We start from the raw sequence: 25,209 nt of genomic DNA on the forward strand, positions 1-25,209 counted from the left end.
AAGGAAACAGGCAATGTCCAAGATCGGTGAATTCCTGAAGGCTTCCGGCGGCGCGAGACTCGAATGCGGCCGCATCCCCGTGGGCAGCATGGCCTCGGGCATGAGCGTGGACCTTCCCTACGTGGCCGTGCGCGGCGCCGAGCCGGGCAAGACCCTGTGGATCAACGGGCAGGTCCACGGCGACGAGATCAACGGGATGATCGCCTCGCTGCGGTTCGCGCGGGCGCTCGACCCGACGAAGATGCGCGGCAACGTCGTGGTCACGCCCACCGCCAATCCGCACGCGCTGGACTTTCGCCGCAAGCGCAACCCGTACGACGAGCTGGACTTGGACCAGAGTTTCCCGGGCAGCGCGAAGGGCCTGATCTCCGAGCGGCTCTCGCATGCCTTGTTCGCGCAGATCCGGGGCGTGGCCGACATGTTGGTGAGCCTGCACACCATGAATCCTCTGTTTGATTCCAGGCTGTACGCCGTCTACAAGGTGCATCCGGACAGCGGCGTCTCCGAGCAGGACCAGCTAAAGGCTTTGTCGGTGTTCAACCCCAACGTGGCGTGTCGGCAGAACGTGGCCGGCGCGGGCGAGCTGCCGGGCAACATCGCGGGCGGCATCGACTACCAGGCGCTCGCGGCGGGTATTCCCGCCTTCATGGTCGAACTGGGCGGGGGCAGCCGGTACGAGGCACACAACGTCGAGGCCGCGGTGCTCGGCTTCCGGCGGCTGGCCGCGGCACTCGACATCCTGCCGGCGGTGGCGGGCGACTGGCCGCCACGCAGCTTGCGCCGCGTCACCAAGCGCCATTGGGTCACGTTTGAGAAAGGTGGACTGTTCACGCCCGAGGTTGAGGCGGGCTCGACGGTCGATGGCGGCACCGTGATCGGCCGCACCATGGATCTGTTCGGCGAGCCGATAGAGTCGTTTGTCGCGCAGGGTCCCAGTGTGGTTTTCGGGCTGCGGCGCGATCCGGTGGTCCATACCGGCGAGCGGGCTGCGTTCGTCGCGACGGAGTGGGACAGCGTGCTGGTCTGAAGCCGGGCGCATGCCGCAGCCAGCCCCGAATCAGCTCGTGACGCACCCGCACGCCAGCCGGCCCTCCGCCGGGCTCGCTGGATCAGGGCGCGCCGAGCGCGCGCGAGATCTTCTGTGCTGCTTCCACGATCGGCCTGGCGAGCTTGGGCGTGTCCGACAGCCGGTGCAGGTGGCGCGGCACCGACCCGCTCAAGGCGGCGATCGCCGCGCCGGAGCGGTCGCGGATGGCCGCGCCGACGTTGAACACGCCGGGGACGAACTCGCCGTCGCCGGTCGCATAGCCCCTCCTGCGGCATTCGGCGACATCGCGCAGGAAGTCCGCGCCCCTGGTGATGGTGGTGGGCGTGAACTGCGCGTAGGGCTCAGGGCCGAGCAGTTCCAGGATGGCGTCGTCCGGCTGATCCGCCAGGATTGCCTTGCCCTGCGCCAGCGTGTGCAGCGGCGCCCGGGTGCCGGGCGCGGAGGTCACGGCGACAGGCGCGGAACTGGTGAACACCATCGTGTAGATGATGTGGCGGCCTCGCATGACGCCGATGAACGCGTTCATCTGGTGTTCCTGCGCCATCGGCTTGACGATAGCCGGAGCGACCGTCTCCAGGCTGTTGTACTTGAGGTAGGTGTTGCCCACCTCGAAGGCCCGATGGCCGATCCGGTAGCGCTGCGTCGCGGCGTCCTGCTCCAGGAAACCGAACTCCGTGAGTGTCTTGACCAGCCGGTGCGTGATCGACGGACTCAGGTCCAGCTGCCGTGCCAGGTCGCGCACGCCGATGCCCTCGTTGTCGCGTCCTAAGTGGCCCAGGATCTGCAACCCGCGCGCGAGCGACTGATTGCCGCCCCCCTTAATCATGTCGCTGGCCCGCGGCTCGTCGGGCGCGACCGCTGCCTGTTTTCTGCTTGTCGCCATCGGTTCTGTTTCCTTCGTGATTGTGCCCGCCCCGACCCGTGCAACCTTGACACGCGGGACACGCCGTCTACAATCTTCATTTATTGGAACGTTGTTCCGATTATAGGATCGAATGAAGCCCTTGCGTGAAGATTTGCTGGACAAGGCGCTTGGACAGGCCCAGTACGTGAGCGACGTCCGCGTGCCCGGCATGCTGCACGCCAAGCTGTTGCGCAGCACCGTGCCGCATGCGCGCATCAGGGGCATCGACGTGTCCCGCGCGCTCGAACTGCCGGGCATCCACGCCGTGCTCACCGGCGAGGACCTGGCCGGCCTCAATGCGCATTGGGGCCTGTACTTGAAGGACCGGCCCGTGATCGCCATCGGCAAGGTGCGTTACGTCGGCGAGCCCATCGCCGCCGTCGCGGCCGACACCGAAGCCGCGGCCGAGGAAGCCTGCGAGCTCATCGAAGTCGATTACGAGCTGCTGCCGCACGTGACGACAGCCAGCGAAGCGCTGGTCGACGGTGCGCCCCTGGTGCACGAGCGGATGGAGACGCTCAAGGATTTCTACTTCTCCGGCCAGACCAAGGCCGAGGAGGGCACCAACGTTTTCCAGCGCTACGCGTACAGCCACGGTGACGTGCAGCGAGCGTTCGAGTCCGCCGACCACGTGTTCGAGGACGAGTTCAGCTTTCCCATGGTCTCGCACATGGCGATGGAGCCGCACTGTGGGGTCGCGTCGTGGGACGGCGAAGGTGTCACGCTCTGGAGCTGCGGCCAGTCGCCAGCGGCGATCCAGAAGGTCGTCTCGCGCGTGTTCGACCTGCCGCTCGCGCGGATCCGCGTGATCACGCCGTTCGTAGGCGGCGGCTTCGGCGGCAAGGCCTCCGTGAAGATCGATCCGCTGGTGGCCGCCATCGCCCGCAAGGCCGGCAGGCCGGTGCGCCTGTGCTTCTCTTCCGCAGAATCGATGCTCACGTGCCGGCGGCTGGACGCCACGGTGCGGCTGAAGACGGCGGTGCGCGCCGACGGAACGATCGTCGCCAAGCAGGCGCGCGTGCTGCTCAATGGCGGTGCGTACGCGGACACCGGCCCGGCCATTGCGGTCAAGGCCGCCAACCGCAGCATCGGGCCCTACCGCGTCCCGAACCTCGAGCTCGAGTCGGTGGCCGCGTACACCAACACAGTGCCCGGTGCCGCCTTCCGCTCCATCGGCGGGCCACAGGCGGTGTGGGCCACCGAATCGCAGATGGACATGATCGCGATGCGGCTCGGGATCGACCCGGTCGAGCTCCGCCGCCGCAACATGATCGCTAAGGGCGAGCACGTGCGGCCGGACCTGCGGCCGATCGACGTGGACGTGCCCCGGATGCTCGACACGGCGCTGACGTCGCTTGGCGACCCGCAGGGCAAGGCGGTCGGCGTCGCCGTGGGCGCCTCCGACCCGGGTATCCTGCCCATCGGCGGCGCGCTGGTCCGGCTGAAGGTGGACGGCTCCGTGCTGGTGTCGTCCGCCAGCGTGGAGATCGGGCAGGGGGTGCGCGGCGTGCTGCGTAAGTTCGCGGCCGACGCCCTGAACCAGCCGCTCGAGTGCATTCACGTGCTCACGCCGGACACGGCGACGGCGCCCTTCGACTGGGGCACCGGGGCCAGCCGCTCGACCGTGATCATGGGCTTGGCGATCGAGGAGGCCGCGCAGGACATCGTGCGGCAACTTGGCGAAATGGCGCAGCTGCACCTGGGCGTGAAGCAGGACGAATTGCGCATCGTGCCGGGAGGAGTCTCCGACGGCACGACGAGCTGGACCTTCGCGGAGCTGATCCACCTCGCCTACCGGGTCGACAGCGGGGAGCTGATCGGTGTGGGCCGCATCACGCCGCAGTCTAGAAGCGGCTCGCTGGCCCAGGCGCCGCTGTTCTGGGAAACCGCGGCCGGCGCCTGCACACTGATCGTCGACGAGGACACCGGCCAGGTCGCGGTTGACCGCTACGTCAGCTGCGCCGACGTGGGCCGGGTCATCAACCGAAGCGCCGCAGAGGGTCAAGACGAGGGCGCGGCCGTGCAGGCCCTGGGCCACACACTCTCCGAGGAGATCGTCTACGAGGACGGCCAGCCGATCAACGCCAGCATGATCGACTACCACGTGCCCACCATCAACGATGTGCCCCGCCACTTTCACACCGTGCTGATCGAGAGCGGTGACGGGCCCGGCCCCGGCGGGGCGCGCGGCATGGGGGAGGGCGCCATCCTGCCGCTCGCGCCCGCGGTGGCGAACGCCCTCTATCGCGCGCACGGCGTCCGCATCCGGGAGCTGCCCATCACGCCGGAGAAGGTGTGGCGGGCCCTGCAAGAACAGAAGAAGGCTGATTGACATGGAATTCAGAGTGGAAGCGGCGATCCCGCGGCCGGCCGCGGACGTGTGGGCCGTGCTGGTGGACATCCCGACCATCGCGAGCTGCATCCCCGGCTGCGAGGACGTGCAGGAGCGCACCCGCTTGGCCGACTACTCGGCTGTGCTCAAGCAAAAGCTGGGCCCCTTCAAGGTGGCGCTGCCCGCCAATATTGGCGTCCACGAGGTGAGCGAGCCCAGCTGGATCAAGGCGGTCGCCTCGGGCACGGAGAAGTTCACCGGCACCCGTATCGACGTCACGCTGAAGATGGACCTGCGGGACACGGAGCCGGGCCAGTCCCTCATGGTGGCCGAGTGCGACATGCAGGTGGCGGGCAAGCTGGCATCGCTCGGCTACTCCGTGATTAAGAAGAAGGCGGAGGAGAACTTCGCCGAATTCCGCTCGCGGCTGCTGAAGGTGCTGGAGGACGGCCCCGCCGTGCAGCCCGAGGGCGCGGGAGTGGTGGAAGGCTCGACAGCGACGCTGGCCGCCCCGGTCGCCGAACGGAACTGAAGCTCGCATGGCCATCCGACCTTTCCAGCTGCACCGGCCCGATTCGCTCGAGGAGGCGCTCGCGCTACTCGACGAGCATGGCGACGACGCCAGCCCGATCGCCGGCGGCACCGAACTCCTGGTGGCACTGAAGGCGCGGGTGCTGCACTACGAGCACTTGGTCGACCTCAAGCGCGTGCGGAGTCTGCGCGGCGTCAGCCTCGATGCCGCGGGTGGCATCGTCATCGGCGCGCTCAGCACGCACCACGAGCTGGCTAACGATCCCCTGATCCGCGAGCACCTGCCCGCGTACGCGACCTTGAGCGACAACGTGGCCAACATCCGCGTTCGCGCGGCCGGCACAGTGGGGGGCAACCTGTGTTTCGCGGAGCCACATGCGGATCCCCCGGCGCTGCTGTGCGCCCTGGGCGCGAGCGTGTTGCTGGAAGGCCGCGGACGCAGTCGCCGCGTGAGAATGGAAGACTTCATCACCAGCGATTTCACGACGGAGCGGGAAGACGGCGAGCTCCTGACTCGGATCGAGGTGCCCCGGCCGGCGTCCGACCGCACCTTCGCCTATGCAAATGTCGGGCACCTAGAGCGGCCGGCCGTGGGTGTCGCCGTTGGTTGCCGTCCGCATGGCGGCGGATATTCGTACGACGTCTGGGTCGGCGCGATCGCTGGCCGGCCCGTGCGGCTCGCCGCGGTAGAGCAGGCCTTGGCCCACGCCCCGCGCGCTGATGCGGCCACGATAGCCCGCCGCACGGCGGAGCAGGCTGCGAGCGAGCTCGAGGCGCACGACGACATCCATGGCAGCGCTGACTACAAGCGTCATCTCGCGGCGGTGCTGGTCGGCCGCATGGTGGACCAGGCCACCCGGGGCCAGGCGAAAGGAAACAAATGACGAGGAACCCGGAGAAGCTCCCGATCGGATTCGCGCTGAACGGTGATCATATTGACGTGGAGGTCGCGCCGCACGAGCTGCTGATCGACGTGTTGCGCGACAGGCTCGGACTGACAGGCACCAAGAAGTCGTGCGACGTGGAAATCTGCGGCGCCTGCACGGTCCTGGTTGAAGGCTTGCCCGCGAGCAGTTGCACCACGCTGGCGGCCGACGTGGACGGCAAGGCTGTCACGACGATCGAAGGCGTCTCGTGCGGCGGCAAACCCGGCCCGGTACAGCAGGCCTTTATCGACTGCGGCGCGATCCAGTGCGGCTTCTGCACGCCGGGCATGGTGATGGTGACGACTGCACTGATCCGGCTCCATCCCAAGCCGAAGGATGAACAGATCAAGCACTTCCTGCGCGGAAACATCTGCCGTTGCACGGGCTACGTCAAGATCATCGAAGGAGTAAAGAGCCTTGCCTGAACTCTCGATTAGCACCGACGCGCGTGAGCCGGTCGTCGACATCCTGGCCAAGGTGCACGCCGCGTACGAAGCCGGCGTGCGCACGCTTTGGGTGGCCAACCACCTATTCCAACGCGACCCGGTGACTTTGGCGCATGCGGCGCTTGCGCGCTGCCCACAATTGCGTGTCGTGCTGATGGCGGTCAACCCATTCACGCAACATCCGGTGCAAGCCGCGATGAGCACGGCGACACTGGACGAGCTGTATCCGGGCCGCGTGTCGCTTTGCTTGGGCGCTGGCGCACCCGCAGACTTACAGTCTGTCGGTATTGACGGTTCGAAGCCGCTGGGCCTCATGCGCGAGGCGATGCAGCTCACCCGCGCACTGTTTTCCGGGGAAACCGTGCGCTTCGAAGGGCAGAGCTTTCAGGTCCGCGGGCGGGTGCTCGCCAACGGTCATCATCGCATTCCGCTGATCCTCGCAGCGTCCGGGCCCCAGATGCTGGAGTTGGCTGGCGCTTCGGCGGATGGCGTGCTGATCACCGCCGGCAGCTCTGTCGAATTCGTCCAATGGTCGGTTGAGCAGGTGCGACGCGGGGCCGGTGAGCGGAAGGTGCGGGTCCACGGCCTCGCCTATGGCGCGATCGACGACGACGCCGGCATGGCCTGCGCTCGCGTGCGCCGGACGCTGGGCATCGTGCTTCGCGGGCCGCACCACGCTCGCAACCTTGCGCTCACTGGCTCGGAGCTTGACCAGGCCCGGCTGAGCAAGGCGGTGGCCGAGAACGACACGTCCACTATGGACTCGCTCATCACTGACGAAATCGTGCGGCGGCACACGTTAGCCGGCACAGCCGCAGACATCCGCGTGCGCCTCCAAGCCTATCAGGAGGCAGGCCTGGATGAGGCAGTGCTCGCCGGCGCCGTCGATGCGCAGCAAGTCTCGCGCATCCTCCAGGGCGTAGCGACGGAGCGTTTATGGAAAGCCTCGATGTAAGAGTCTTGCGCCAGGTCCGCCAGTGGCGGGCCACCGGCGTCCCGGTGCTGCTCGCCACTGTCGTCACCACGTGGGGATCGTCGCCGCGGCCGGTGGGGTCGATCATGGCAATTAGTGCGCGAGGTAGTGTGGTCGGCTCCGTCTCGGGCGGCTGCATCGAGGACGACCTGATCCACAAGTTCGTGGGCCGAACCGCCGGGGGCCCGCCTCAGCTGGTGCGCTATGGCGTCACCGCGGACGAGGCGCACCGCTTCGGGCTGCCATGCGGCGGCACCATGGAACTACTGCTGGAGTACGACCCTGACGCGGGCCCGCTCGGCGCTTTGATCGAATCGCTGGACAAAGGGCGACTAGTGCGCCGAGAAGTGGACGTGCGCACGGGGGCCGCCACCTTGCGCGAGACGGTGCAGCCCGAGGAACTCGCGCGCGGCGACACGTGGATCGCAAACACCTTTGGCCCGGCCTATCGCATGCTGCTGATCGGAGCGGGGCAGGTTACCGAGTACCTGGCGACCATCGCAACTTTCAGCGGTTTCGAGGTGACTGTGTGCGATCCGCGGTCCGAGTACCACCGTTCATGGGGCGTCGCAGGAACGAAACTTGCGACGGAGATGCCAGACGATGTGGTGGCGTCCTTCCGGGCGGACCGCCGCACGTGCATCGTGGCATTGACGCATGATCCGAAACTAGACGACCTGGCGCTCCTGGAAGCCGTGCGGGGCCCCTCGTTCTACGTGGGCGCGATCGGCAGCCGCAGGAATCATGCGGCGCGGATCGCCCGGCTGAAGGAGCATTTCGAATTGACCCGCGCGGAAGCGGCGCGCCTGCGCGGACCTGTGGGACTCTACGTCGGCAGCAAGACGCCGGCGGAAATCGCGGTAAGCATCATGGCCGAGATCCTGGCGGTAAAGAACGGGGTGGACGTTCCGCCGGACATGCGGGTCGGTGACGCGAAGGAACGGCTCGCGATCTAGGAGGACGAATGGACAAGCCTCTGTCGACCGTGGACCTGAGAATCCTGGAAGTGCTGCAGCACGAAGGGGACATCAGTAACCTGCGGTTGGCCGAAGCGATCTGTCTGTCGCCCAGTCCTTGCTTGCAGCGCGTGCGCAAGCTGCGATCGCAGGGCTACATCCAGGGCGTGAGCGCGGTGGTCGACCTGCGCCGTCTCACGCAATACGTGATCGTCCACTGCAGCATCGGACTGGTGGAACAGACCACGCGCCATCTAGCCGCGTTCGAGGCCGCCGTGCTCAAGATCCCCGAGGTGCTGGAGTGCAGCGCTATCAGCGGAGACTACAACTACCTGCTGAAGATCGTCACGCGCGACATGGAGCACTATGCCGAGCTGCTGAGGTCCATGATGGAGATGAACATCGGCATCAAGACCCACGCCTCCGTGGTGGAAGTGAAGAACGTCAAGCGGTCGCTGGCGTTTCCGCTGCGCTCGCTGCTAAACGGTCGGTTCGGCGGGGCTTGAGCCCGGCACCCGAGGGTTCTCCCCTAAACGGAATTCCTGACCGCGAAATTTCGTGCTGCTTCGGCGGCCTCGATCGATACCGGATATGCGCGGCACGCGTGAGATCGCAATCGCGTGAGCGTACCAACCCCTAGAGTGTCTCCTGTTCCGCGTGCCCTCGACACCTGCGCGGCGACCACAGGAGAACTTCCCTTGAAGATTATTCACGAGCCGGCGGAATCGGCTCTCACTCAGTCCAACGCAGCGGTCGGAAGCGCCGTCAGGCGGCCCGAGCACGAGACGCTCGCCAAGCTGCGCGCGGTCATGCAGGCCGGCAGCTACGACGCGCTCGTCGCCCTCTCCCAGGACAACGTCACGTACACCGCCGGCTTCCTCGTGCCGAGCCATGCCACCAACCGCTTCCGCCGCACGATCGCGGTTCTCGCGGGCGACCGCTTTGCCACGCAGATCGTGGTGAACGTGGAGGAACTACAGGCGAAGGCCCGGTCGCGCTTCGACGACGTGCGGGCGTACAACCAGTTCACGCAGCAGCCGGCCGAAGTGCTGGCTGACGCGCTGATCGAGGCGGGCGTGGCAGAAGGCCGAATCGCCATCGAGCTGGACTTCATTCCGGCGGCTGACTTCCTGATCCTGCAGAAGCGCCTGCCGAACGCGAAGTTCGAGCCCTGCGCCGACCTGTTCTTCAACGCCCGAATGATCAAGACCGGGGAGGAAATTGGCATCCTGCGCCGAGGCGGCGTGGTGACCGAGCGTGTGATCTACGACGTGCTCAAGCAGATCAAGGTGGGCATGACCGAGGTGGACGTGGCCCGCAAGATCGTCGACCAGATGATTGCGGCCGGCTCGGCGCAGTTCAAGTACCGCGTGGGCTCGGGCGTGAACAGCTCGGTGACGAACTGCGGAACCACGAACAAGCGCATCGAGGCGGGTGACGTCATCCGCATCGAGGTCCTCGGCGATTTCGAGAACTATCGCTCCAACGTCACGCGCACCGCTGTGGCCGGCAAGCCGACGGCGCGCCAGAAGGACATCTGGGGGAAGCTGATCCGCGCGCGGGAGCTGTGCAAGACGATGCTGCGCCCCGGCGTGCCAGTGGCCGACGTCTACAGGGCCTACGTCGCTACATGCCGCGAGAGCGGAATCGAGCCCACCCTCAAGTTCCTGGGCCACGGCATTGGCCAGACCATCCACGAGGAGCCGTACATTACGGATACGCGCACGATCGTGTTCGAGCCGAACATCACGTTCACGATGGAGCCGCTCTACATGATCCCCGGCGAGATGGGCTTCCACGCTGAGGACATGTACGTGATTACAGAGGGCGGCTTCGAATCGATCACGGGAACCATCTGCAGCAACGACGAGCTGATCGAGGTGGGTTGATGGGCCAGCCGCTTTCCATCGAACGTCTCGAGACCTTCGTGGTGGCCCTGCCGCCGCGCCGCCCGCACCTTTGGGTGGGCCTCGATTCCCCTGCAGGCAACGGCTACGTCGTGACGAAGGTGCTGCTCTCGGACGGCAGCGTCGGCTGGGGCGAGGCGCAGGCCATCCGCACCTGGGGCGGCGACAACGCCCGCCGCTACGGCGAGACCCCGGCCACGACCGTTACCTTGATCCACAACTGCCTCAAGCCGGCGCTGACGGGCGTCGACGTGCGCCAAGTGGAAGTAGTGCACCAGAAGATGAACCGCGCGCTACGTGGCTACCCCTACGCCAAGGCGGCGCTCGAGGTGGCGATGCTTGATGCGCTGGGCCACAGCTTCAAGGTGCCGGTGTACCAGCTGCTCGGCGGAAAGGTGCGCGATCGCATCCCGCTCGCGCACAGCATCGGCCTGATGGACGCCGAAGCGGCGGCGCGCGAAGCGGCCGATGTCGTGGCCGAAGGCATCAGGACGCTCAAGGTAAAGATCGGCGTGGACATTGAACGCGACGTGAAGGTGGTGCGTGCTGTGCGGCAGGCCATCGGCCCCGACGCGCGGATCCGCGTGGATGCGAACCAAGGCTACCGCAACTGGCGCGACGGCGCCGAAGCCCTCAGGCGCATGGAGGAGTTCGACATTCTCTACGCCGAGCAGCTCGTGGACGGCTTGGCCGGCATGGCGGAGATCGCCGCGCGCAGCAACGTCCCGATCATGGCCGACGAGAGCGCCTGGACGGACCGGGACGTGGTCGAAATCGCCCAGCGCCGCGCGGCCGAGTACCTGTCGGTCTACTACACCAAGCCTGGCGGCCTGGTCCCCGCCAAGCGCCTGCTAGCGGTAGCCGGGGCATTCCAGATGCAGTGCGACATCAATGGGTCGGGCGAGATGGGCGTGGGCAACGCAGCCAACGTGCACCTGGCGGCGTCGTCGCCGGAGATCACGCTTGCCGGCACGATCCCAGTGACTTCCACCGCCGAAGTGCAGCGCACCAAAGTCGCCGGCCGGAAGTACCTAGACGACATCGTGCGCCAGCCCTTCGCCTACGACGACGGCCACCTCGTCGTGCCGGATGGTCCGGGCCTGGGTATTGAAGTAGATGAAGCCAAGCTCCAGAAATACAGCGTGGCCGTTTGAGGAGTCTCCCGTGAAGGAAATCAACAAGGTGGCGCTGCTCGGCGCCGGCAACGGCGGCTGCGCGGCCGCCGTTGACCTGACGCTGCGTGGTTTGGATGTGCGGCTTTATGGCCGCAGCCCAGAAACCGTGGAGCCGCTGCAAAAGCGCGGCGGCATCGAGTACGAGGGCATCTTCGGCGAAGGGTTCGTGAAGGTCTCTACCATCACGCGCTCGATGGAGGAGGCGATGCGCGGCGCCGATGTCGTCGTGGTGATGGCACCGGCGCACGCGCATGAGAACATCGCCACGCAGCTTGCGCCGCACCTAACTGACAACCAAGTCGTGCTCGCCGCGCCGGGTCACACGCTCACGCTCATCCCGAACACGCTGCGCCGCCTCGGACACCGCAGCCCCGTCACCTGCGGCACGTCGACCCTGCCCTACATTTGCCGCAAGATCGCGCCGGACCGCGTGAAGGTTTCGCGTGCCTCGGCCAAGCTGATCTTCTCGTCGTTCCCGGCTCTTCACACCGAGGAGTTGGCGGCCCGCCTGCGCAAGGTTTTTCCGCCGCTCTTCCCGGTGCCGACAGTGCTGGACGCGCTTTTCCGCTACACGAACGCTATCCACCACCCGCCAGCGCTGCTGTGCAACGTGGGCCGCGTCGAGGCGTCCGGCGGCGACTACTGTCATTATTTCGAGGGCATCACGCAGTCGGTCGGTGGGCTTATCGACACGCTGGACCGCGAGCGGCTTTCCGCCGCGGCCGCGTTCGGCTGCCAGGTGCCGAAGCTCGCCGACTACTTCTTCGAGATGGGCTACACCGGCCCCGGCGGCAAGGAAGGCGGCACGGCGTATGCCACGTTCCAGAACAGCGAGCCGAACCGCTGGATCAAGGCGCCCGCCAGCATCGACCACCGCTTCTTTAACGAGGACATCCCGTTCGGGCTGGTGCCGTTCTCGGAGCTGGGAGGCCTAGCCGGCGCGCGAACCGACGCAATCGACGCCGTGATCACGCTGGCGTCGGCGTTGCGCGGGCAGCCCTACCGCGAGAAGGGCCTGAACCTCGCGCGCATGGGCTTCGCCGGCATGGATGCCGCACAGGTGCGCCGCACGGTGCGCGAGGGGTTCGTCACGTGATCCCATTCGGCGTGAGCTTCGACGGCTTCGTGCCGATCCGCGAGGCAGTGTCCATCGCGCAGCGCGCCGAGGAACTCGGCGCCCGTTCCTACTGGATCGCCGAGCACCTGGGCTACCGCGAGGCGTTCAGCACGGCGACCGCCATCGCGATGCATACCCGCACGGGGCGCATCGTCCCGACGGCGATCAGCCCTTACCTGCGGCATCCCATGCCCATGGCGATGGCGCTCGCGAGCCTCGACGAGCTCGCGCCAGGCCGCGCGGGCGTCGCCGTTGGGGTGGGCAATCCCCTGTTCCTCAAGGAGAACGGGCTGGCGGCCGAGAAGCCGTTGGCCGCCGTGCGCGACTACCTCGAGGCGCTGGGCGGGCTGCTCGCGGGCCAGCCGCAGCACAAGCAGGGGCAGACCTTCTCGCTGGACGGCGCCAAGCTGGCGTTCACCGGTCCGCAATCGGTGCCGCTGTACGTGGCCGCGATGGGGCCGGCGATGCTGAAGCTCTCGGGCGCGGTTGCCAATGGCGTGCTGCTCTCCGCAGGGCTGTCGACGCAGTACTCCAAGCACCAGCTCGACGCGGTCGCCGGTGCGGCGAAGGAAGCGGGGCGCGACCCGGCAAAGGTGCGCAAGGCGAGCTACGTCTATTTCATGGCTGATTCCGGCGGGACCGCCGCGCGCCAGACCGTGCGCGAGAAGCTTGCCTTCTTGTTCCGCAACGACAAGATCAAGGAGAACCTCGCGTACTCCGGCATCCAGGTCGACCAGGAAGCCGTGATGGCCGCCATCGCGCGAAGGGACACCGCCGCCGCCGCGAAGCTGGTGCCCGACGAGGCCATCCACCAGCTCACGATCTTCGGCGACGTGGCCACGTGCAGGCGGCGCATCCGCGAGTACCTCGACGCCGGCCTGGAGGAGATTGTCCTCTCGCTCATCGGCAATAAGGAACAGCGCCTCCAGAGCCTTGAGACGCTTCCGCAGATCCATTGACTTCCCCGACAGGAGTGCTTCCATGATCCAGCGCATCAGAACCCTCGCCCTCGGCGCCTTGCTCGCCGGCGTCGCGTTGTCCGCCAGCGCCGCCGAAACCGTGATTTTCGGCACCGTCACCCGCATCACACTCGGCTACGCGCCGCTGGTGGCGGCGATGGAGCTCGGCTACTTCAAGCAGGAAGACATCGACCTGCAGATCCGAGAATTCGTCGGCACCGCCGTGCTCATGCCGCAGATCGCGACCAAGCAGGTCACCATCGGCTATCCGGCCGCCGACACGCTGATGCTAACGCGCCAGCCAGGCAAGGATCCGCTGCCGGCTAGGTTCTTCTACAACGCAATCCGCAGCTCGATCTGGGAGTTCTACGTCCCGGAGAACAGCCCGATCAAGTCGGTGAAGGATCTCAAGGGTAAGAAGATCGGGATAGCCGCGCTGGCCAACGGCAACGTCCCGATCACTCGCGCGCTGTTCAAGGAGATCGGCCTGGTCGAGGGCAAGGACTTCGAGTTTCACACCATCGGCGTGGGTGCGCCCGCCTACAACGCCCTGATCAACGGGCAGGTAGACGTCTACAACACTTTCGACGTGAACGCCGCCCAGATGCTGGCCAGCGGCATCAAGGTGCGCAAGCTGGAGATCCCGGCCAAGTACCAGCAGCTGATGTCCAACGGCTACGTCACGCATGAGGACAACCTGCGCAACAACCCCAAGATGCTCGCCGGCTTCGGCCGTGCGGCCACCAAAGGCGTGATCGCCTGCGACGAGAACCCGCGCTGGTGCGTCTCCACCTTCTGGAAGCACTATCCGCAGACCAAGCCGCAGCAGGGCACCGAGGAGGAGAAGATGGCGGCCGCATTGCAGATGCTGGCGGCCCGCCAGCGCGGCAACCTCGACTTCTCCGACGTGGGCAACCAGCGCAAGTTCGGCCTCTACTCGCCCGAGGTGTGGAAGCGGTACGTACAGGTGCTGCACGACGGCGGCCAGCTCAGCACGACCAACATCGACACGTCTACCCTGTACACCAACTCGTTCGTCGAAGAGTTCAACAAGTTCGACGAGGCGAAGGTTCGCGCCGATTCCCGCCAGCAGCGGGCCATGCCGTGAGCACCGTGAGCGTTGTCTACAAGGAGTTTCGGCGCGAAGACGCCGCCGCGGCACCGGGCCCCGTGCCGCAGTCCGCGCCGGGGATGCTCGAAGTGCGCGGCCTGGGCGTCACCTACGCGTCCACGCGGGGGCCGTTCAAGGCCGTGGAGGACTTCTCGCTGCAGGTCCGCAGGGGCGAGTTCGTTTCCGTCCTAGGTCCCTCCGGCTGCGGGAAGTCAACCGTGCTGTCCATTGTGGCGGGGCTGCTCAAAGCCACATCGGGCGAGGTGAGGATCGCCGGCACGCCGGTGATCGGGCCGCGCCGCGATGTGGGCGTGGTGTTCCAGCAGGCCAACCTGCTGCCCTGGAGATCGGTGATCGACAACATCCTGCTGCCTATCGTCGCGATGCGGCTGCCCGTCGCCGACTATCGGCAGAGGGCGGAGCAACTTCTGGAATTCGTCAACCTGGCCAAGTTCCGCGACCACTACCCGCATGAACTGTCGGGCGGCATGCAGCAGCGGGTGGGCATCGCCCGCGCGCTGATCCATGACCCGGAGCTGCTGTTGATGGATGAGCCTTTCGCCGCACTCGACGCCATGACGCGCGAGCGCATGGGGATGGAACTGCAGCACGTCTGGAGCGGCACTGACAAGACGGTGCTGTTCATCACCCACAGCATCCCCGAGGCGGTGATGCTCTCTGACCGCGTGGTCGTGATGTCGCCCGTGCCGGGTCGAATCGTGGAAGAAGTCCGCGTCGACCTCGGCCGTCCGCGCACGGTGGACACGATGGCGCAGCCCCGGTTCTCCGAGGCCTGCAATTACCTGAGGAAGCTTTTCGACCATCTCGAGGTGCCGGAATGACCGCGCGCAACACGGAGGTTCGCCCATGAACGGACGTACCCAAGCGGTGGTTTTCCCGCTGATCACGCTCACGGTCCTGATCGGACTGTGGTTCTTCCTCACCGTTGCGCTGCAAGTTCCGAACTACATCCTGCCGCGCCCCAGCGCGGTGCTGGAGGTGCTTATCAAGGGCTACGTTCAAGGCGCCTTCTGGAAGGACGTGGGCGCTACGCTCTCAGCGACGCTGATGGGTTACGCAATGGGGTGCGGCGCCGGGATCGTGCTCGGCGCGCTGCTCGCCGAGTCGAAAACGTTCGAGCGCTTCGTTTACCCGTTCGTGGTGGCACTGCAATCGATGCCTAAGGTGGCGCTCGCGCCCGTGCTGATCGTGTGGTTCGGCTTCGGCATGTCTTCCAAGGTCGTCATGGTGGCACTGGTGTGCTTCTTCCCCGTCTTCATCAACACCATCGTGGGCATCCGTCAGACCCCGGCGGCCCTGGTGAACATGATGAAGTCGTTCTCGGGTTCGCGGTTCCACGTGTTCCTGCACGTCAAGGTGAAGTCGGCGCTCGGACACATCTTCGCTGGGCTGCAGATCGCGGTGGTCCTGAGCCTCATTGGCGCTGTCGTGGGCGAGTTCGTGGCGTCCTCGCGCGGGCTCGGCTACCTAATCCAGGTGGCGCAGAGCAACGTCGACCTCGCGACGATGTTCGCATCCCTCTTCGGACTCGCCGCCATCGGGATCGTCGGCACGCAGCTCATTCGTCTGGTCCACGCACGCGTCGTGTTCTGGGATCGCGCGGACCGGCACAGCACCGTCTCTGAATGATGAACTACGTCTCAGCAGAAACACTGGCCGATGCCGTTCGGCTGCAGAAGGAAACGGGTTACGCCTTCCTAGCGGGGGGCACCGACGTCTATCCGGCGTTGGAGCACGGCTGGCGGCCGAAGGGGCTGCTCGACATCTCACGCCTGCCCGAACTGTCGGGCGGCATCCGCGCGCAAGGCGGCTGGTGGGTCATTCCCGCCATGACCACTTGGGCCCAGGTCGCGCAGGCTCAGCTGCCGCCGCAATTCGACGGGCTCCGCGCCGCGGCCGCGGAGGTCGGCGGCCGGCAGATTCAAAATCAGGGTACGGTGGCCGGCAACATCTGCAATGCCTCGCCCGCGGCAGACGGCGTGACGGCGCTTATCGGACTCGACGCCCGCGTGGTCGTGGCCGGGGCGGCCGGCGAGCACGAGGTGCCGCTGCAGGAGTTCGTGCTCGGGAACCGCAGGACCGCCGCACGGTCGGGCGAACTGGTCACGAGCGTCAAGGTGCCCGCCGCCAGCGGTCCGCACGGATCGAGCTTCAGCAAGCACGGCAGCCGCAGGTACTTGGTTATCTCGCTGGTGATGACCGCGGCGTTCATCGAGGCAGACGCCCTTGGGCGGGTCGCGCGCTGCTGCATCGCCGTCGGCGCATGCGCTCCGCGATCGCTGCGACTGGTGGCCGCCGAGGCGCGACTCACAGGCATGAGCCTCGGGCAGGCGGCCGCGTTCTCGCTTGCCGGGGCCGAGCTGGACGTGCTGACGCCCATCGATGACGTGCGCGCGACGGCCGCGTTCCGGCGCCGTATGGCGCGCGAGCTGGTCGAGCGCGACATCCGCTCAATCGCCCTGCAACTGCAATCTGACCGCCACTGACTTATGAAGAATGACTGGATGCCGGCGTTGCTTGTCAACGGCGAAATACGCGAATCGGGCGCGTGCGGCGGCGGTGGCCGTCGGCTCGTGGACGTTCTGCGCAACGACCTCGACCTGACCGGGACCAAGGTGGGCTGCAATGCGGGAGACTGCGGTGCCTGCACCGTGCTGCTGGAGGACAAGCAGGTGTGCAGTTGCCTCGTGCCCGTCGCACAGGCGGCCGGCAAGCCGGTGCTCACAGTGGAGGGCATCGCCCGCGACAAGCGCCTGGCCGGCCTCCAGGATGCGTTCGTGGAAGCGGGCGCCGCGCAATGCGGCATCTGCACGCCCGGCATGCTGATGGCCGCGGCCGACATCGTGCTCGACCCCACAGTGCGCACGCGCGACGCGATCCTGGACCGGCTGGGTGGCGTGCTGTGCCGCTGCACGGGCTACATCAAGATCGTCGAGGCGATCGAAGGCTACCTCGGGCTGCGGCCCCGCGTTGCGGCGGAACACGCCGGGGCAGGCCGGGCGGTTGGCGCGCGCATCCGCAAGGTTGATGGCACGCCCCGTGCGGACGGTTCGGCGAAGTTCGGCGCCGATGTTCGGATGGAAGGCGCGCTGCACTTCAGGGCGATCCGCTCGCCGCATCCGCACGCCAGGTTCCGCCTCGGCGACCTTGGCGCCTTCGTCGACCGCCATCCGGGCATCGTGCGCGTCTTCACGGCGGCCGACGTGCCAGGCAACAACGTGTACGGCATCTTCGCGCGGCTGCGCGATCAGCCCGTGTTCTCCGATGGCTACGTGCGCTACATGGGCGAGGCCATCGCGGGCGTGGTCGGCGCGCGCGAAGCCATCGAAGCGCTGGACGAGAAGGATTTCCCCGTGGCCTGGGAAGTGCTGCCGCCGCTGTCGGGCGTGGCCGCGGCGCTGGCACCCGACGCGCCGGACCTGCACGAGAACCGCCCGGGCAACCAGCTGATGGAGGTCAACCAGATCCGCGGCGACGTCGAGAAGTCCCGCGGGCCGAACACGGCGACAATCAGCTTCGTCACCTCGTTCGTGGAGCACGCCTACATCGAACCCGAGGCCGGCGTGGCGCGGCGCGTGGGCGACCGCCTGGAGATCGCGGTGTCCACGCAGGCGCCGTACATGAACCGCGACGAGATCGCCTGGGTGCTCGGCATCGGGCCAGACCGCGTGCGCGTGCTCCCGACCGCGGTGGGCGGCGGCTTCGGCGGGAAGATCGACATGTCGCTGCAGCCGATGATCGCGGTGGCGGCTTGGCACCTGGACCGGCCGGTGGCCTGCGTCTACTCGCGCAGCGAGAGCATGCGCTGCACCACAAAGCGTCATCCGTCCGCAATCACGGCCACCCTTTCGTGTGACGCGCAAGGTCGGCTCGCGACGTATGAGATGCGCGGCGACTTCAACACGGGACCGTATTCCTCCTGCGGCCCCATCATCGCCAGCCGCGTGCCGATCCATGCAATGGGTCCATACAAGTTCGAGGCCGTGCGCTGCATCACCCGTGCGATCCATACGACCGACGCCATCGGCGGAGCCTTTCGAGGCTTCGGCGTGCCTCAGGCAGCAGTCGTGCATGAGGCGCTGATGGACCGGCTGGCCGACAACATGGGCATTGATCGGTTCGAGTTCCGCCTTCGCAACGCGCTGCGCCCTGGGGACGCCACCGCCACCGGCCAGAAGCTGGAGCACAGCGTGGGCCTGCGCGAGTGCCTTCAGAAGCTCAAGCCGGTGTGGGATGCGCACAAGGTCGAGGTGCATGCGTTCAACGCGGCGAACGAGCACGTGCGGCGCGGCATCGGCGTGGGCTGCATGTGGTACGGCATCGGCAACACTTCGCAGCCGAACCCCTCGACCATGCGCATCGGCATCGACCGCGAAGGGCGCATCACGCTCTTCAGCGGCGCCGTGGACATCGGGCAGGGTGTCAACACCATCATGACCCAGATTTGCGCGGACAGCCTTGGCGTGGAGCCTGCGGCGATCCGGCTTGTGGTGGGCGACACCGACAGGACGTTCGACGCGGGAAAGAGCTCGGCATCTCGCCAGGCCTTCATCTCTGGTAATGCGGTCAAGCTCGCCGCCGGGCAACTCCTCAAAGCCATACGCCAGCACGCGAACGTGGAAGACACCGCAGAGGTCTCGTTCGGCCTGGGAGGCGTCCGTCTGAAGACGTCGACGGGCCAAAAGGCGCTGGACTTGGGCGGACTCGTGCCGGATTCCGAGGGCATGTTGTTGTGGGGCGTCGGCCACTACAACCCCCCGACGACCGACCTCGATGCCGATTACCAGGGCGTGCCCTATGCCACTTACGCCTTTGGCGCACAGATGGCGCTGGTCGAGGTCGACAAGCGGTTGTGCAAGGTGACCGTCAAGAAGATCTGGGCCGCGCACGACGTTGGCCGTGCGATCAATCCGACGCAGGTGGAAGGCCAGATCCACGGCGGCATTGCGCAGGGCGTGGGCCTCGCCCTCATGGAGGAATACCTCCCCGGCAAGACCGACAACCTGCACGACTACCTGATCCCGACGGTCGGCGACATGCCCGAGGTGGAGGTCTTCATCGTGGAGTCGGCCGAGCCGCTCGGCCCGTTCGGCGCCAAGGGCGTCGGCGAGCCCGCGCTCATTCCTACCGCGCCGTCCATCCTGAACGCGGTGGACTTCGCGTGTGGCGTCCGGCCGACGCATGTGCCGCTGACACCGTCGCGGCTGGCAGAGCTGCTCGACAAGGCGCGTGCGTGAGCAAGTCACTGGCTCTGCTGTTCCTCGCCGTCACGGCCGCGTGCAGCGTGGTACTGCAGCGGCTCGCGCCGGAGTGGCAGCTTTTGGAGTCGCTCGCCGTCGGCGGAGCGATCGGCGTGGTGGCGGTGCTGCTCGCCAGCGTGCAAGCCAGGCTGCAGGGCAGAAAGCGATGAATCTGGTGGCCGGGGGGTTCCTCCTCGCCTTGGCGGCGCTGGTGCTTGCCGCCACTTGGGACTTGGCGAATCTGGGCAACGGCGAGATCGGGCCCGGCTTCTTCCCAGCGCTATGCGGCGCTCTGCTGGGCGTCGTCGGCATGGCCCTGCTCGCACTCGGCCTGCGCGAAGTTTCGGCGCAGCGCGTAATACCCAGCCGTGCGCACATGGGCACCGATGCATGGCGAGCCGCGGTGATCACTGCTTCCGTGCTGCTGTTCGCGCTCGTGCTCAATAGCGGAGGCATGGCGCTCGCTGTTTTCGCGACAGTGTGGCTGTCCACGCGGGCGGGCGAGGTATCGACCCGCACGGCACTGATGCTGAGCGCCGCCCTCGCGCTGGTGCTCACCGCGATCTTCATCGCCGGCATGGGCCTGCACATGCCGGCGCTGCCGGCTTTCCTGCGCTAGGCTGCCCGTGGACCTGATCGACAACCTTGCATTGGGCTTTAGCGTCGCGGCCACGGCGCAGAACCTCGCCCTCTGCTTCGTGGGGTGCCTGCTCGGCTCTGCAATTGGCGTGCTGCCCGGCATTGGTCCGCTCGCCACGATGTCGATGCTGCTGCCGATGACCTTCCACCTTACGCCCGCCGGGGCGCTGATCATGCTCGCGGGCGTGTACTACGGCGCGCAGTACGGTGGCTCGACCACGGCGATCTTGCTCAATTTGCCCGGCGAGTCGGCGTCCGTGCCCACCTGTCTCGACGGACACGCGATGGCGCGCCAAGGCAAGGGCGGGGTGGCACTCGCAACCGCGGCGCTCAGTTCGCTGCTGGCCGGCTGCATCGCGACGGTGCTCCTCGCGGCGAGCGCGCCCGCGCTGGCGGCCGTCGCGCTCCGCTTCCAGTCCGCGGACTACGTGTCTATCTTGGTTCTGGGGCTGGTGGCGGCCATCGCGCTGTCGCACGGCTCGGTCCTCAAGTCCATCGCTGCGGTGCTGATCGGGCTGACGCTCGGCCTCGTCGGAACCGACGTGAGCACGGGCGAGTACCGCCTCACGTTCGGGGTTCCGGCGCTCGTCGACGGCATCGGATTCGTGCCAGTCGCCATGGGCCTCTTCGGGGTGGCCGAGATCATCGGCAATCTGAATCGCACCGATGGGTCGGGTGTTAAGGCGACGCCGGTGACTCGCATCTGGCCGGTGGCGGCGGAGCTCCGGGCGATGCTGGCGCCGGCCTTGCGTGGTACTGCGCTGGGGGCCTTCTTCGGAATCCTTCCGGGCGGTGGGCCCACCATCGGCGCGTTCTCGGCATACGGGTTGGAGAAGAAGATCGCCCGCGAGCCGCAGCGCTTCGGCCGCGGCGCCATCGAGGGGGTGGCCGCGCCCGAAGCCGCTAACAACGCCGCTGCCCAGGCTTCGTTCATCCCGATGCTCAGCCTGGGGGTCCCGCCCAGCGCCCTGATGGCCCTGATGATTGGCGCGATGATGATTCACGGCACCGCCCCGGGGCCGAGTTTCATCGCCAAGCAACCCGCGCTGTTCTGGGGGCTGGTGGTGAGCATGTGGATCGGTAATGCAATGCTGGTCGTGCTCAACTTGCCTCTCATCAAGCTATGGGTGCGGCTGCTGGGCGTGCCCTATCTTCTGCTCTATCCCGCGATAGTCGCGCTGTGCTGCATCGGCACGTACACCGTGTCCAACAGCGTGGCCGACGTGGTGATCATGGCCGTCTTCGGTCTGGCCGGCTGGGGCTTCAACAAGATCGGCATCGAAGCGGCGCCGCTGCTCATGGGCCTGGTGCTCGGGCCGATGCTCGAGGAGAACCTGCGCCGCGCCATCAGCGTCTCGGGGGGCTTCAGCATTTTCTTCACGCGTCCGATCAGCGCAACCCTGCTCGCCTGCGCTGCGGGCGTGCTGCTCGCTTCGGCGCTTCCGGCCCTGCGAAGGAACCGGCAGCGTTATTTCAGCTAGGACTCGACCGCTTAGGAGGCATCATGTTGGTCCGATTCTCTCGTCGTGCGTTCGCAGCCGCGTGCTGCGGTGCCGTGCTGGCGCTGCCGGCGGCTGCCGCTGGCTTCCCCGACAAGCCCATAACGTTCGTCATGCCCTGGCCGGCGGGCGGCGGCAGCGACATCGCCATGCGGCTCGTGGCAGACGCCGCCGGCAAGAAGATCGGACAGCCCATTGTTGTGGTGAATCGTCCCGGCGCCGGCGGCGCCATCGGCATCAAGGAGATCGCTGATGCCGCGCCCGACGGCTACACCGTCGGCATGATCGGCTCGGGCGCGGTGGCTGCGCAGTACATGAACCCCAATGCGAATGCGCTGGCCGACCTGCAGCCCATCGCCTTCTTCGGCGAGGATCCGGCAGCCATCACCGCCAGCGCCGCCTTGCCTTACAAGACGGTTTCCGAATTCGTTGCGGCCGCGAAGGCGTCGCCGGAGAGCATCCGCAACGGAAACGATCAGCCGGGCGGGGCGGCGTTCACGTTCATCTCGCTGTACGAGAAGCAACTCGGCATCAAGGTGAAGAAAGTGAACTTTTCGGGCTATGCGCCTGCGATCACCGCCTTGCTGTCCGGGGAGGTGCAAACGATATCGATCGCCGTGCCCGATTTGGCCGAGCACCACAAGGCGGGCAAGGTACGTGTGCTGGGCGTTTCAGGTCCTACGCGCCACTTCATGCTGCCGGATGTGCCGACGTTCAAGGAGCAGGGGTTCAATGTCATGGTCGGCTCCTGGCGAACAATTGCGGGGCCGAAGGGCATCCCGCCCGAACGGCTTGCCAAGCTTGAGGAGGCGTTCCGCAGCGCGATGGCCGAACCAGATTTCATCGCGCGCGCAAAGGACCGCGGCTTTTTTGTCTCGCCCGGTGGTGTCAAGGAGGCGGCGCAAGTCTGGAACGACGCAGACAAGACACTGTACCCACTGCTGCTCGACGCGGGCTTGATCAAGGTGCGCCGCAAGTGAGCCGAATCGAGCGACTTCCTGCCCGGGCGCCGGGACGCAGCGGCGGCAGCGCCTACAAGGACCTGGTCTTCGCCGTGGCGACTGCCGACGATCGTTCAGTCGGTCTCAAGGGACAGGCAGCGCAGGCCCTCGCCAAAATCGGCGAACTGCTCATGGCGCAGGGCTCTGACCGGGCGCGCATCCTGACGGCTTCCGTGTACCTTGCTGATATCTCCCAAAAAGCGGATTTCGAAGCGGCTTGGAGTGAATGGGTCACGGCAGATCCCGCCGAGTGGCCCATGCGCTCTTGCGTGCAGGCCGGACTCCCGCCGGGCATTCTCGTGGAAGTAGTGGCGGCAGGCGTGCGCTCGGCGCCAGTAGAGTAGGCCAGGGTCAGCAGAGCCGGCCCAGCCCCCTGCCCGGCAGCCAGCGGCAACTGGATGGCGAACTCCGCACGTTGATTGTCCGGGTCACAGACGGCCCGCACCTCGCTCGCGATGGTTTGGTGGCCACGAGCATCGGCCGGCGCAAGGGCGACGAGCGCCATCTCGTGAAGCAGATGGCGGTGCGTCCCGGCCCGCGCGAGCTGATCTTTGCAGGATTTGCGCGAGCGTGGCACGCGCGAACTGGTTGCGAGTGCCCGCAGGACAACCTAGCCATGGCCCGGCCTGGCGCGCGCCGTCGGCCTCTGTCGGTGCGACCGCATTGGAGTCGCTCGCCGTCAGCGGAGGGTTCGGCGTGGTGGCGGTGCTGCTCGCCAGCCTGCAGGGCAGGAAGCAATGAATCTGGTGGCCGGCGGGGTCCTCCTCGTCTTGGCGACGCTGGTGCTTGCGCCACTTGGGACTTGGCGAAGCAGCGGCGAGATCGGGACGGGCTTCTTCCCAGCGAGATGCGGCGTTCTGGTGCTCCACCGCGATCTTCATCGCCGGCTCCGAGGCTTCCACATACCGGTGCTGGCGGCTTTCCTGAACTAGGCTATCGTGATGGAAACTTATTGGGCTTGCCTGAACTTACTGCAGCCGTGCACCTCGCGGAGTGGGGCAACTGGGACGCTCAAAGGAGAGTTCCTCGCAGGAAGAAGATCGCGCTGCTGAGGTAGATCACAATTCCCAAAACGTCGACTACTGTCGACACAAACGGAGCTGAGGAGCTCGCTGGATCCAGCCCAGCTGCCTCCATTAAGAACGGGAGCAGGGAACCGACAAGGGAGCCGAACATCACGATTCCCACCAGCGCCGCGCCAACGGTCAGCGCTACCAGCGGCCAGAACTCGCCATAGTCGTAGAAGCCTGCGATCTGCCACAGGGTGATCCTGCTCATGCCGATGATGCCGAGCAGTGCCCCGAGAATAATGCCCGTCGGCAACTCGCGCAGAGCAATGCGCCACCAGTCGGCCGGCCTCACCTCCTGGACAGCAAGAGCCCGAATGATCAGTGACGCGGCCTGTGAACCGGAATTCCCGCCGGAGCTCATGATTAACGGAATGAACAACGTCAGAACGACAGCCCTTGCGAGGTCATCCTGGTAGTACTGCATGGCGCTCGCGGTGAGCATCTCGCCAATGAAAAGGACAATGAGCCAGCCGCCCCCTTTTCTTGATCATCTCGGCCAACGGTATGTCCAGATAAGGCTTGGGCATGGCCTCCAGGCCGCCGAGTTTCAGTAAGTCTTCGGTGCTCTCTTCGATCATGGCGTCGATGAGTCGTCGACGGTTACAAGACCGAGTACCTGGCCCGCTTCGTTCACGACCGGGACCGCGAGCAGGTTGTACTTGGCAATCAGACGCGCCACATCCTCCCGGTCCATCATGGGGTCGACCACGACGGGTCGTCGGCGGGGGGCAACGGAGAGGACGGAGGCCTGCGGCTCACCGGCAATCAGCCCGCGCAGGCTTGCAACCCGCAGGAGCCTCTGGGTGTTGGGTTCCAGAATGTGGATCGCATCGACTGCCTCGCGGGTACGGCCCACTTCGCGGATGTGCTGTAGCGTTTGTTCGACCGTGAAGGTCGAGGGGACGCTAACGAACGCGCTGGTCATGATGCTCCCAGCGGTGTCCGGCGGATAGGCGAGGCTTTGCTCGAGCAAGACCTTGGCCGCGGGATCCAGCTGGCCCAGCCAATGCAGGCGTGCCGGCCTTTCCAGGACACGCAGGATCGCGGCGGCGCGGTCGGACGACATGGCCTGCAGCAGAGCCACGGCTCTTGGAGCGGGCTGCAGCTTGACAAGCTCGGCCGCGGCGCGGAGGTGCGGCTCATCGAGGATTTCGGCCGCCTGCTCGAGGGGCAGCCGAGCCAAAATACGGGATGCGACCGGCAGCGGCGTCCGATTTAAGGTCTCGACGATGTCGGCGACGCGTTGCAGTTCCAGGTCGTCCGCAAGGGCCGCTGGATCGGGTCCGGCCTCGCGGGTAGCGCGGATCTTTGCCATGTCCAGCTCCCATTCCGACAGGGGCTCCGTCGCGAAGCG

General features: G+C 66.6%; 26 protein-coding genes. 22 read left to right on the plus strand and 4 right to left on the minus strand.

The genetic code is table 11. From position 1 onward, the window contains the following. The first annotated feature begins 13 nt into the window (after positions 1-13). The gene (locus PE066_RS13830) at positions 14-1,027 is read left to right on the plus strand and encodes a M14 family metallopeptidase (protein WP_271233112.1); all 1,014 of its coding nucleotides are present in this window, start codon (positions 14-16) and stop codon (positions 1,025-1,027) included. 82 nt (positions 1,028-1,109) lie between these two features. Here the strand turns inward: PE066_RS13830 and PE066_RS13835 are convergent, their stop codons facing one another. Further along, a complete protein-coding gene (locus PE066_RS13835; RefSeq protein ID WP_271233113.1) occupies positions 1,110-1,931 on the minus strand; it encodes an IclR family transcriptional regulator in 822 nt (273 codons plus the stop codon). Positions 1,932-2,052: 121 nt separating this feature from the next. On the opposite strand from PE066_RS13835, the gene PE066_RS13840 reads away from it, so the two are divergent. The 21 genes from PE066_RS13840 to PE066_RS13940 all read left to right on the plus strand — a co-directional run bounded on the left by PE066_RS13840 (position 2,053) and on the right by PE066_RS13940 (position 23,129). Next, on the plus strand, positions 2,053-4,284 hold the full coding sequence (locus PE066_RS13840; RefSeq protein ID WP_271233114.1) for a xanthine dehydrogenase family protein molybdopterin-binding subunit: 2,232 nt from the start codon (positions 2,053-2,055) through the stop codon (positions 4,282-4,284). Between the two features lies 1 nt (position 4,285). Beyond that, positions 4,286-4,816 (plus strand): CoxG family protein, encoded by a 531-nt coding sequence (locus tag PE066_RS13845; RefSeq protein WP_271233115.1) that lies wholly within the window; start codon positions 4,286-4,288, stop codon positions 4,814-4,816. Positions 4,817-4,823: 7 nt separating this feature from the next. Continuing rightward, positions 4,824-5,699: an FAD binding domain-containing protein gene (locus tag PE066_RS13850; protein ID WP_271233116.1), complete on the plus strand. Its 876-nt coding sequence runs from the start codon at positions 4,824-4,826 to the stop codon at positions 5,697-5,699. Next, the gene (locus PE066_RS13855; RefSeq protein ID WP_271233117.1) at positions 5,696-6,166 is read left to right on the plus strand and encodes a (2Fe-2S)-binding protein; all 471 of its coding nucleotides are present in this window, start codon (positions 5,696-5,698) and stop codon (positions 6,164-6,166) included. The genes PE066_RS13850 and PE066_RS13855 overlap by 4 nt, the downstream gene beginning before the upstream one ends. Beyond that, positions 6,159-7,142 carry an LLM class flavin-dependent oxidoreductase gene (locus tag PE066_RS13860; protein WP_271233118.1) on the plus strand — a complete coding sequence of 328 codons (984 nt, stop codon included), beginning with the start codon at positions 6,159-6,161 and terminating at the stop codon, positions 7,140-7,142. The genes PE066_RS13855 and PE066_RS13860 overlap by 8 nt, the downstream gene beginning before the upstream one ends. Beyond that, positions 7,124-8,116, plus strand: a complete 993-nt coding sequence (locus tag PE066_RS13865) for an XdhC family protein (RefSeq protein WP_271233119.1) — start codon at positions 7,124-7,126, stop codon at positions 8,114-8,116. The genes PE066_RS13860 and PE066_RS13865 overlap by 19 nt, the downstream gene beginning before the upstream one ends. Positions 8,117-8,124: 8 nt before the next feature. Next, complete coding sequence (locus PE066_RS13870) at positions 8,125-8,622, plus strand: Lrp/AsnC family transcriptional regulator (protein ID WP_271233120.1); 498 nt, start codon at positions 8,125-8,127, stop codon at positions 8,620-8,622. A gap of 192 nt (positions 8,623-8,814) precedes the next feature. Next, on the plus strand, positions 8,815-10,005 hold the full coding sequence (locus PE066_RS13875; RefSeq protein WP_271233121.1) for a M24 family metallopeptidase: 1,191 nt from the start codon (positions 8,815-8,817) through the stop codon (positions 10,003-10,005). Beyond that, positions 10,005-11,177 carry a mandelate racemase/muconate lactonizing enzyme family protein gene (locus PE066_RS13880; RefSeq protein WP_271233122.1) on the plus strand — a complete coding sequence of 391 codons (1,173 nt, stop codon included), beginning with the start codon at positions 10,005-10,007 and terminating at the stop codon, positions 11,175-11,177. Before PE066_RS13875 ends, PE066_RS13880 begins: the two co-directional genes overlap by 1 nt. Before the next feature lie 10 nt (positions 11,178-11,187). Then, positions 11,188-12,294 carry an NAD/NADP-dependent octopine/nopaline dehydrogenase family protein gene (locus PE066_RS13885; RefSeq protein ID WP_271233123.1) on the plus strand — a complete coding sequence of 369 codons (1,107 nt, stop codon included), beginning with the start codon at positions 11,188-11,190 and terminating at the stop codon, positions 12,292-12,294. A gap of 11 nt (positions 12,295-12,305) precedes the next feature. Further along, the gene (locus PE066_RS13890; protein ID WP_271233124.1) at positions 12,306-13,274 is read left to right on the plus strand and encodes an LLM class flavin-dependent oxidoreductase; all 969 of its coding nucleotides are present in this window, start codon (positions 12,306-12,308) and stop codon (positions 13,272-13,274) included. Positions 13,275-13,296: 22 nt separating this feature from the next. Then, positions 13,297-14,382: an ABC transporter substrate-binding protein gene (locus PE066_RS13895; RefSeq protein WP_271233125.1), complete on the plus strand. Its 1,086-nt coding sequence runs from the start codon at positions 13,297-13,299 to the stop codon at positions 14,380-14,382. A gap of 83 nt (positions 14,383-14,465) precedes the next feature. After that, positions 14,466-15,227: an ABC transporter ATP-binding protein gene (locus PE066_RS13900; RefSeq protein WP_440480604.1), complete on the plus strand. Its 762-nt coding sequence runs from the start codon at positions 14,466-14,468 to the stop codon at positions 15,225-15,227. A 25-nt stretch (positions 15,228-15,252) separates the two neighbouring features. Beyond that, positions 15,253-16,035 carry an ABC transporter permease gene (locus PE066_RS13905; protein WP_271233127.1) on the plus strand — a complete coding sequence of 261 codons (783 nt, stop codon included), beginning with the start codon at positions 15,253-15,255 and terminating at the stop codon, positions 16,033-16,035. Beyond that, complete coding sequence (locus PE066_RS13910) at positions 16,032-16,892, plus strand: FAD binding domain-containing protein (RefSeq protein ID WP_271233128.1); 861 nt, start codon at positions 16,032-16,034, stop codon at positions 16,890-16,892. Before PE066_RS13905 ends, PE066_RS13910 begins: the two co-directional genes overlap by 4 nt. A gap of 3 nt (positions 16,893-16,895) precedes the next feature. Beyond that, a complete protein-coding gene (locus PE066_RS13915; protein ID WP_271233129.1) occupies positions 16,896-19,643 on the plus strand; it encodes a molybdopterin-dependent oxidoreductase in 2,748 nt (915 codons plus the stop codon). Next, positions 19,640-19,816 (plus strand): hypothetical protein, encoded by a 177-nt coding sequence (locus PE066_RS13920; RefSeq protein ID WP_271233130.1) that lies wholly within the window; start codon positions 19,640-19,642, stop codon positions 19,814-19,816. Before PE066_RS13915 ends, PE066_RS13920 begins: the two co-directional genes overlap by 4 nt. Next, positions 19,813-20,265 carry a tripartite tricarboxylate transporter TctB family protein gene (locus PE066_RS13925; RefSeq protein ID WP_271233131.1) on the plus strand — a complete coding sequence of 151 codons (453 nt, stop codon included), beginning with the start codon at positions 19,813-19,815 and terminating at the stop codon, positions 20,263-20,265. The genes PE066_RS13920 and PE066_RS13925 overlap by 4 nt, the downstream gene beginning before the upstream one ends. Before the next feature lie 7 nt (positions 20,266-20,272). Beyond that, positions 20,273-21,766 carry a tripartite tricarboxylate transporter permease gene (locus PE066_RS13930; RefSeq protein ID WP_271233132.1) on the plus strand — a complete coding sequence of 498 codons (1,494 nt, stop codon included), beginning with the start codon at positions 20,273-20,275 and terminating at the stop codon, positions 21,764-21,766. Positions 21,767-21,789: 23 nt separating this feature from the next. Next, the gene (locus PE066_RS13935) at positions 21,790-22,764 is read left to right on the plus strand and encodes a Bug family tripartite tricarboxylate transporter substrate binding protein (protein ID WP_271233133.1); all 975 of its coding nucleotides are present in this window, start codon (positions 21,790-21,792) and stop codon (positions 22,762-22,764) included. After that, a complete protein-coding gene (locus PE066_RS13940; protein WP_271233134.1) occupies positions 22,761-23,129 on the plus strand; it encodes a Rid family hydrolase in 369 nt (122 codons plus the stop codon). The genes PE066_RS13935 and PE066_RS13940 overlap by 4 nt, the downstream gene beginning before the upstream one ends. Before the next feature lie 667 nt (positions 23,130-23,796). On the opposite strand, the gene PE066_RS13945 is transcribed toward PE066_RS13940, so the two are convergent. From PE066_RS13945 to PE066_RS13955, 3 genes are read right to left on the minus strand one after another with little or no spacing between them, the layout of a single operon-like run. Then, positions 23,797-24,279 (minus strand): magnesium transporter, encoded by a 483-nt coding sequence (locus PE066_RS13945; RefSeq protein WP_271233135.1) that lies wholly within the window; start codon positions 24,277-24,279, stop codon positions 23,797-23,799. Beyond that, on the minus strand, positions 24,260-24,433 hold the full coding sequence (locus tag PE066_RS13950; RefSeq protein ID WP_271233136.1) for a hypothetical protein: 174 nt from the start codon (positions 24,431-24,433) through the stop codon (positions 24,260-24,262). Before PE066_RS13950 ends, PE066_RS13945 begins: the two co-directional genes overlap by 20 nt. Further along, a complete protein-coding gene (locus PE066_RS13955; protein WP_271233137.1) occupies positions 24,430-25,170 on the minus strand; it encodes a magnesium transporter MgtE N-terminal domain-containing protein in 741 nt (246 codons plus the stop codon). Before PE066_RS13955 ends, PE066_RS13950 begins: the two co-directional genes overlap by 4 nt. Between the last annotated feature and the right edge of the window lie 39 nt (positions 25,171-25,209).

It is taken from the genome of Ramlibacter tataouinensis, assembly GCF_027941915.1.
Classification (GTDB): domain Bacteria; phylum Pseudomonadota; class Gammaproteobacteria; order Burkholderiales; family Burkholderiaceae_C; genus Ramlibacter; species Ramlibacter tataouinensis_C.

Bases quoted from the DNA above. Each gene is read 5' to 3' on its own strand.
- PE066_RS13830 (WP_271233112.1), top strand. From the start codon at position 14: ATGTCCAAGATCGGTGAATTCCTGAAGGCTTCCGGCGGCGCGAGACTC.
- PE066_RS13835 (WP_271233113.1), bottom strand. From the start codon at position 1,931: ATGGCGACAAGCAGAAAACAGGCAGCGGTCGCGCCCGACGAGCCGCGG.
- PE066_RS13845 (WP_271233115.1), top strand. From the start codon at position 4,286: ATGGAATTCAGAGTGGAAGCGGCGATCCCGCGGCCGGCCGCGGACGTG.
- PE066_RS13850 (WP_271233116.1), top strand. From the start codon at position 4,824: ATGGCCATCCGACCTTTCCAGCTGCACCGGCCCGATTCGCTCGAGGAG.
- PE066_RS13855 (WP_271233117.1), top strand. From the start codon at position 5,696: ATGACGAGGAACCCGGAGAAGCTCCCGATCGGATTCGCGCTGAACGGT.
- PE066_RS13865 (WP_271233119.1), top strand. From the start codon at position 7,124: ATGGAAAGCCTCGATGTAAGAGTCTTGCGCCAGGTCCGCCAGTGGCGG.
- PE066_RS13870 (WP_271233120.1), top strand. From the start codon at position 8,125: ATGGACAAGCCTCTGTCGACCGTGGACCTGAGAATCCTGGAAGTGCTG.
- PE066_RS13880 (WP_271233122.1), top strand. From the start codon at position 10,005: ATGGGCCAGCCGCTTTCCATCGAACGTCTCGAGACCTTCGTGGTGGCC.
- PE066_RS13895 (WP_271233125.1), top strand. From the start codon at position 13,297: ATGATCCAGCGCATCAGAACCCTCGCCCTCGGCGCCTTGCTCGCCGGC.
- PE066_RS13900 (WP_440480604.1), top strand. From the start codon at position 14,466: ATGCTCGAAGTGCGCGGCCTGGGCGTCACCTACGCGTCCACGCGGGGG.
- PE066_RS13905 (WP_271233127.1), top strand. From the start codon at position 15,253: ATGAACGGACGTACCCAAGCGGTGGTTTTCCCGCTGATCACGCTCACG.
- PE066_RS13910 (WP_271233128.1), top strand. From the start codon at position 16,032: ATGATGAACTACGTCTCAGCAGAAACACTGGCCGATGCCGTTCGGCTG.
- PE066_RS13915 (WP_271233129.1), top strand. From the start codon at position 16,896: ATGAAGAATGACTGGATGCCGGCGTTGCTTGTCAACGGCGAAATACGC.
- PE066_RS13925 (WP_271233131.1), top strand. From the start codon at position 19,813: ATGAATCTGGTGGCCGGGGGGTTCCTCCTCGCCTTGGCGGCGCTGGTG.
- PE066_RS13935 (WP_271233133.1), top strand. From the start codon at position 21,790: ATGTTGGTCCGATTCTCTCGTCGTGCGTTCGCAGCCGCGTGCTGCGGT.
- PE066_RS13945 (WP_271233135.1), bottom strand. From the start codon at position 24,279: ATGCAGTACTACCAGGATGACCTCGCAAGGGCTGTCGTTCTGACGTTG.
- PE066_RS13950 (WP_271233136.1), bottom strand. From the start codon at position 24,433: ATGATCGAAGAGAGCACCGAAGACTTACTGAAACTCGGCGGCCTGGAG.
- PE066_RS13955 (WP_271233137.1), bottom strand. From the start codon at position 25,170: ATGGCAAAGATCCGCGCTACCCGCGAGGCCGGACCCGATCCAGCGGCC.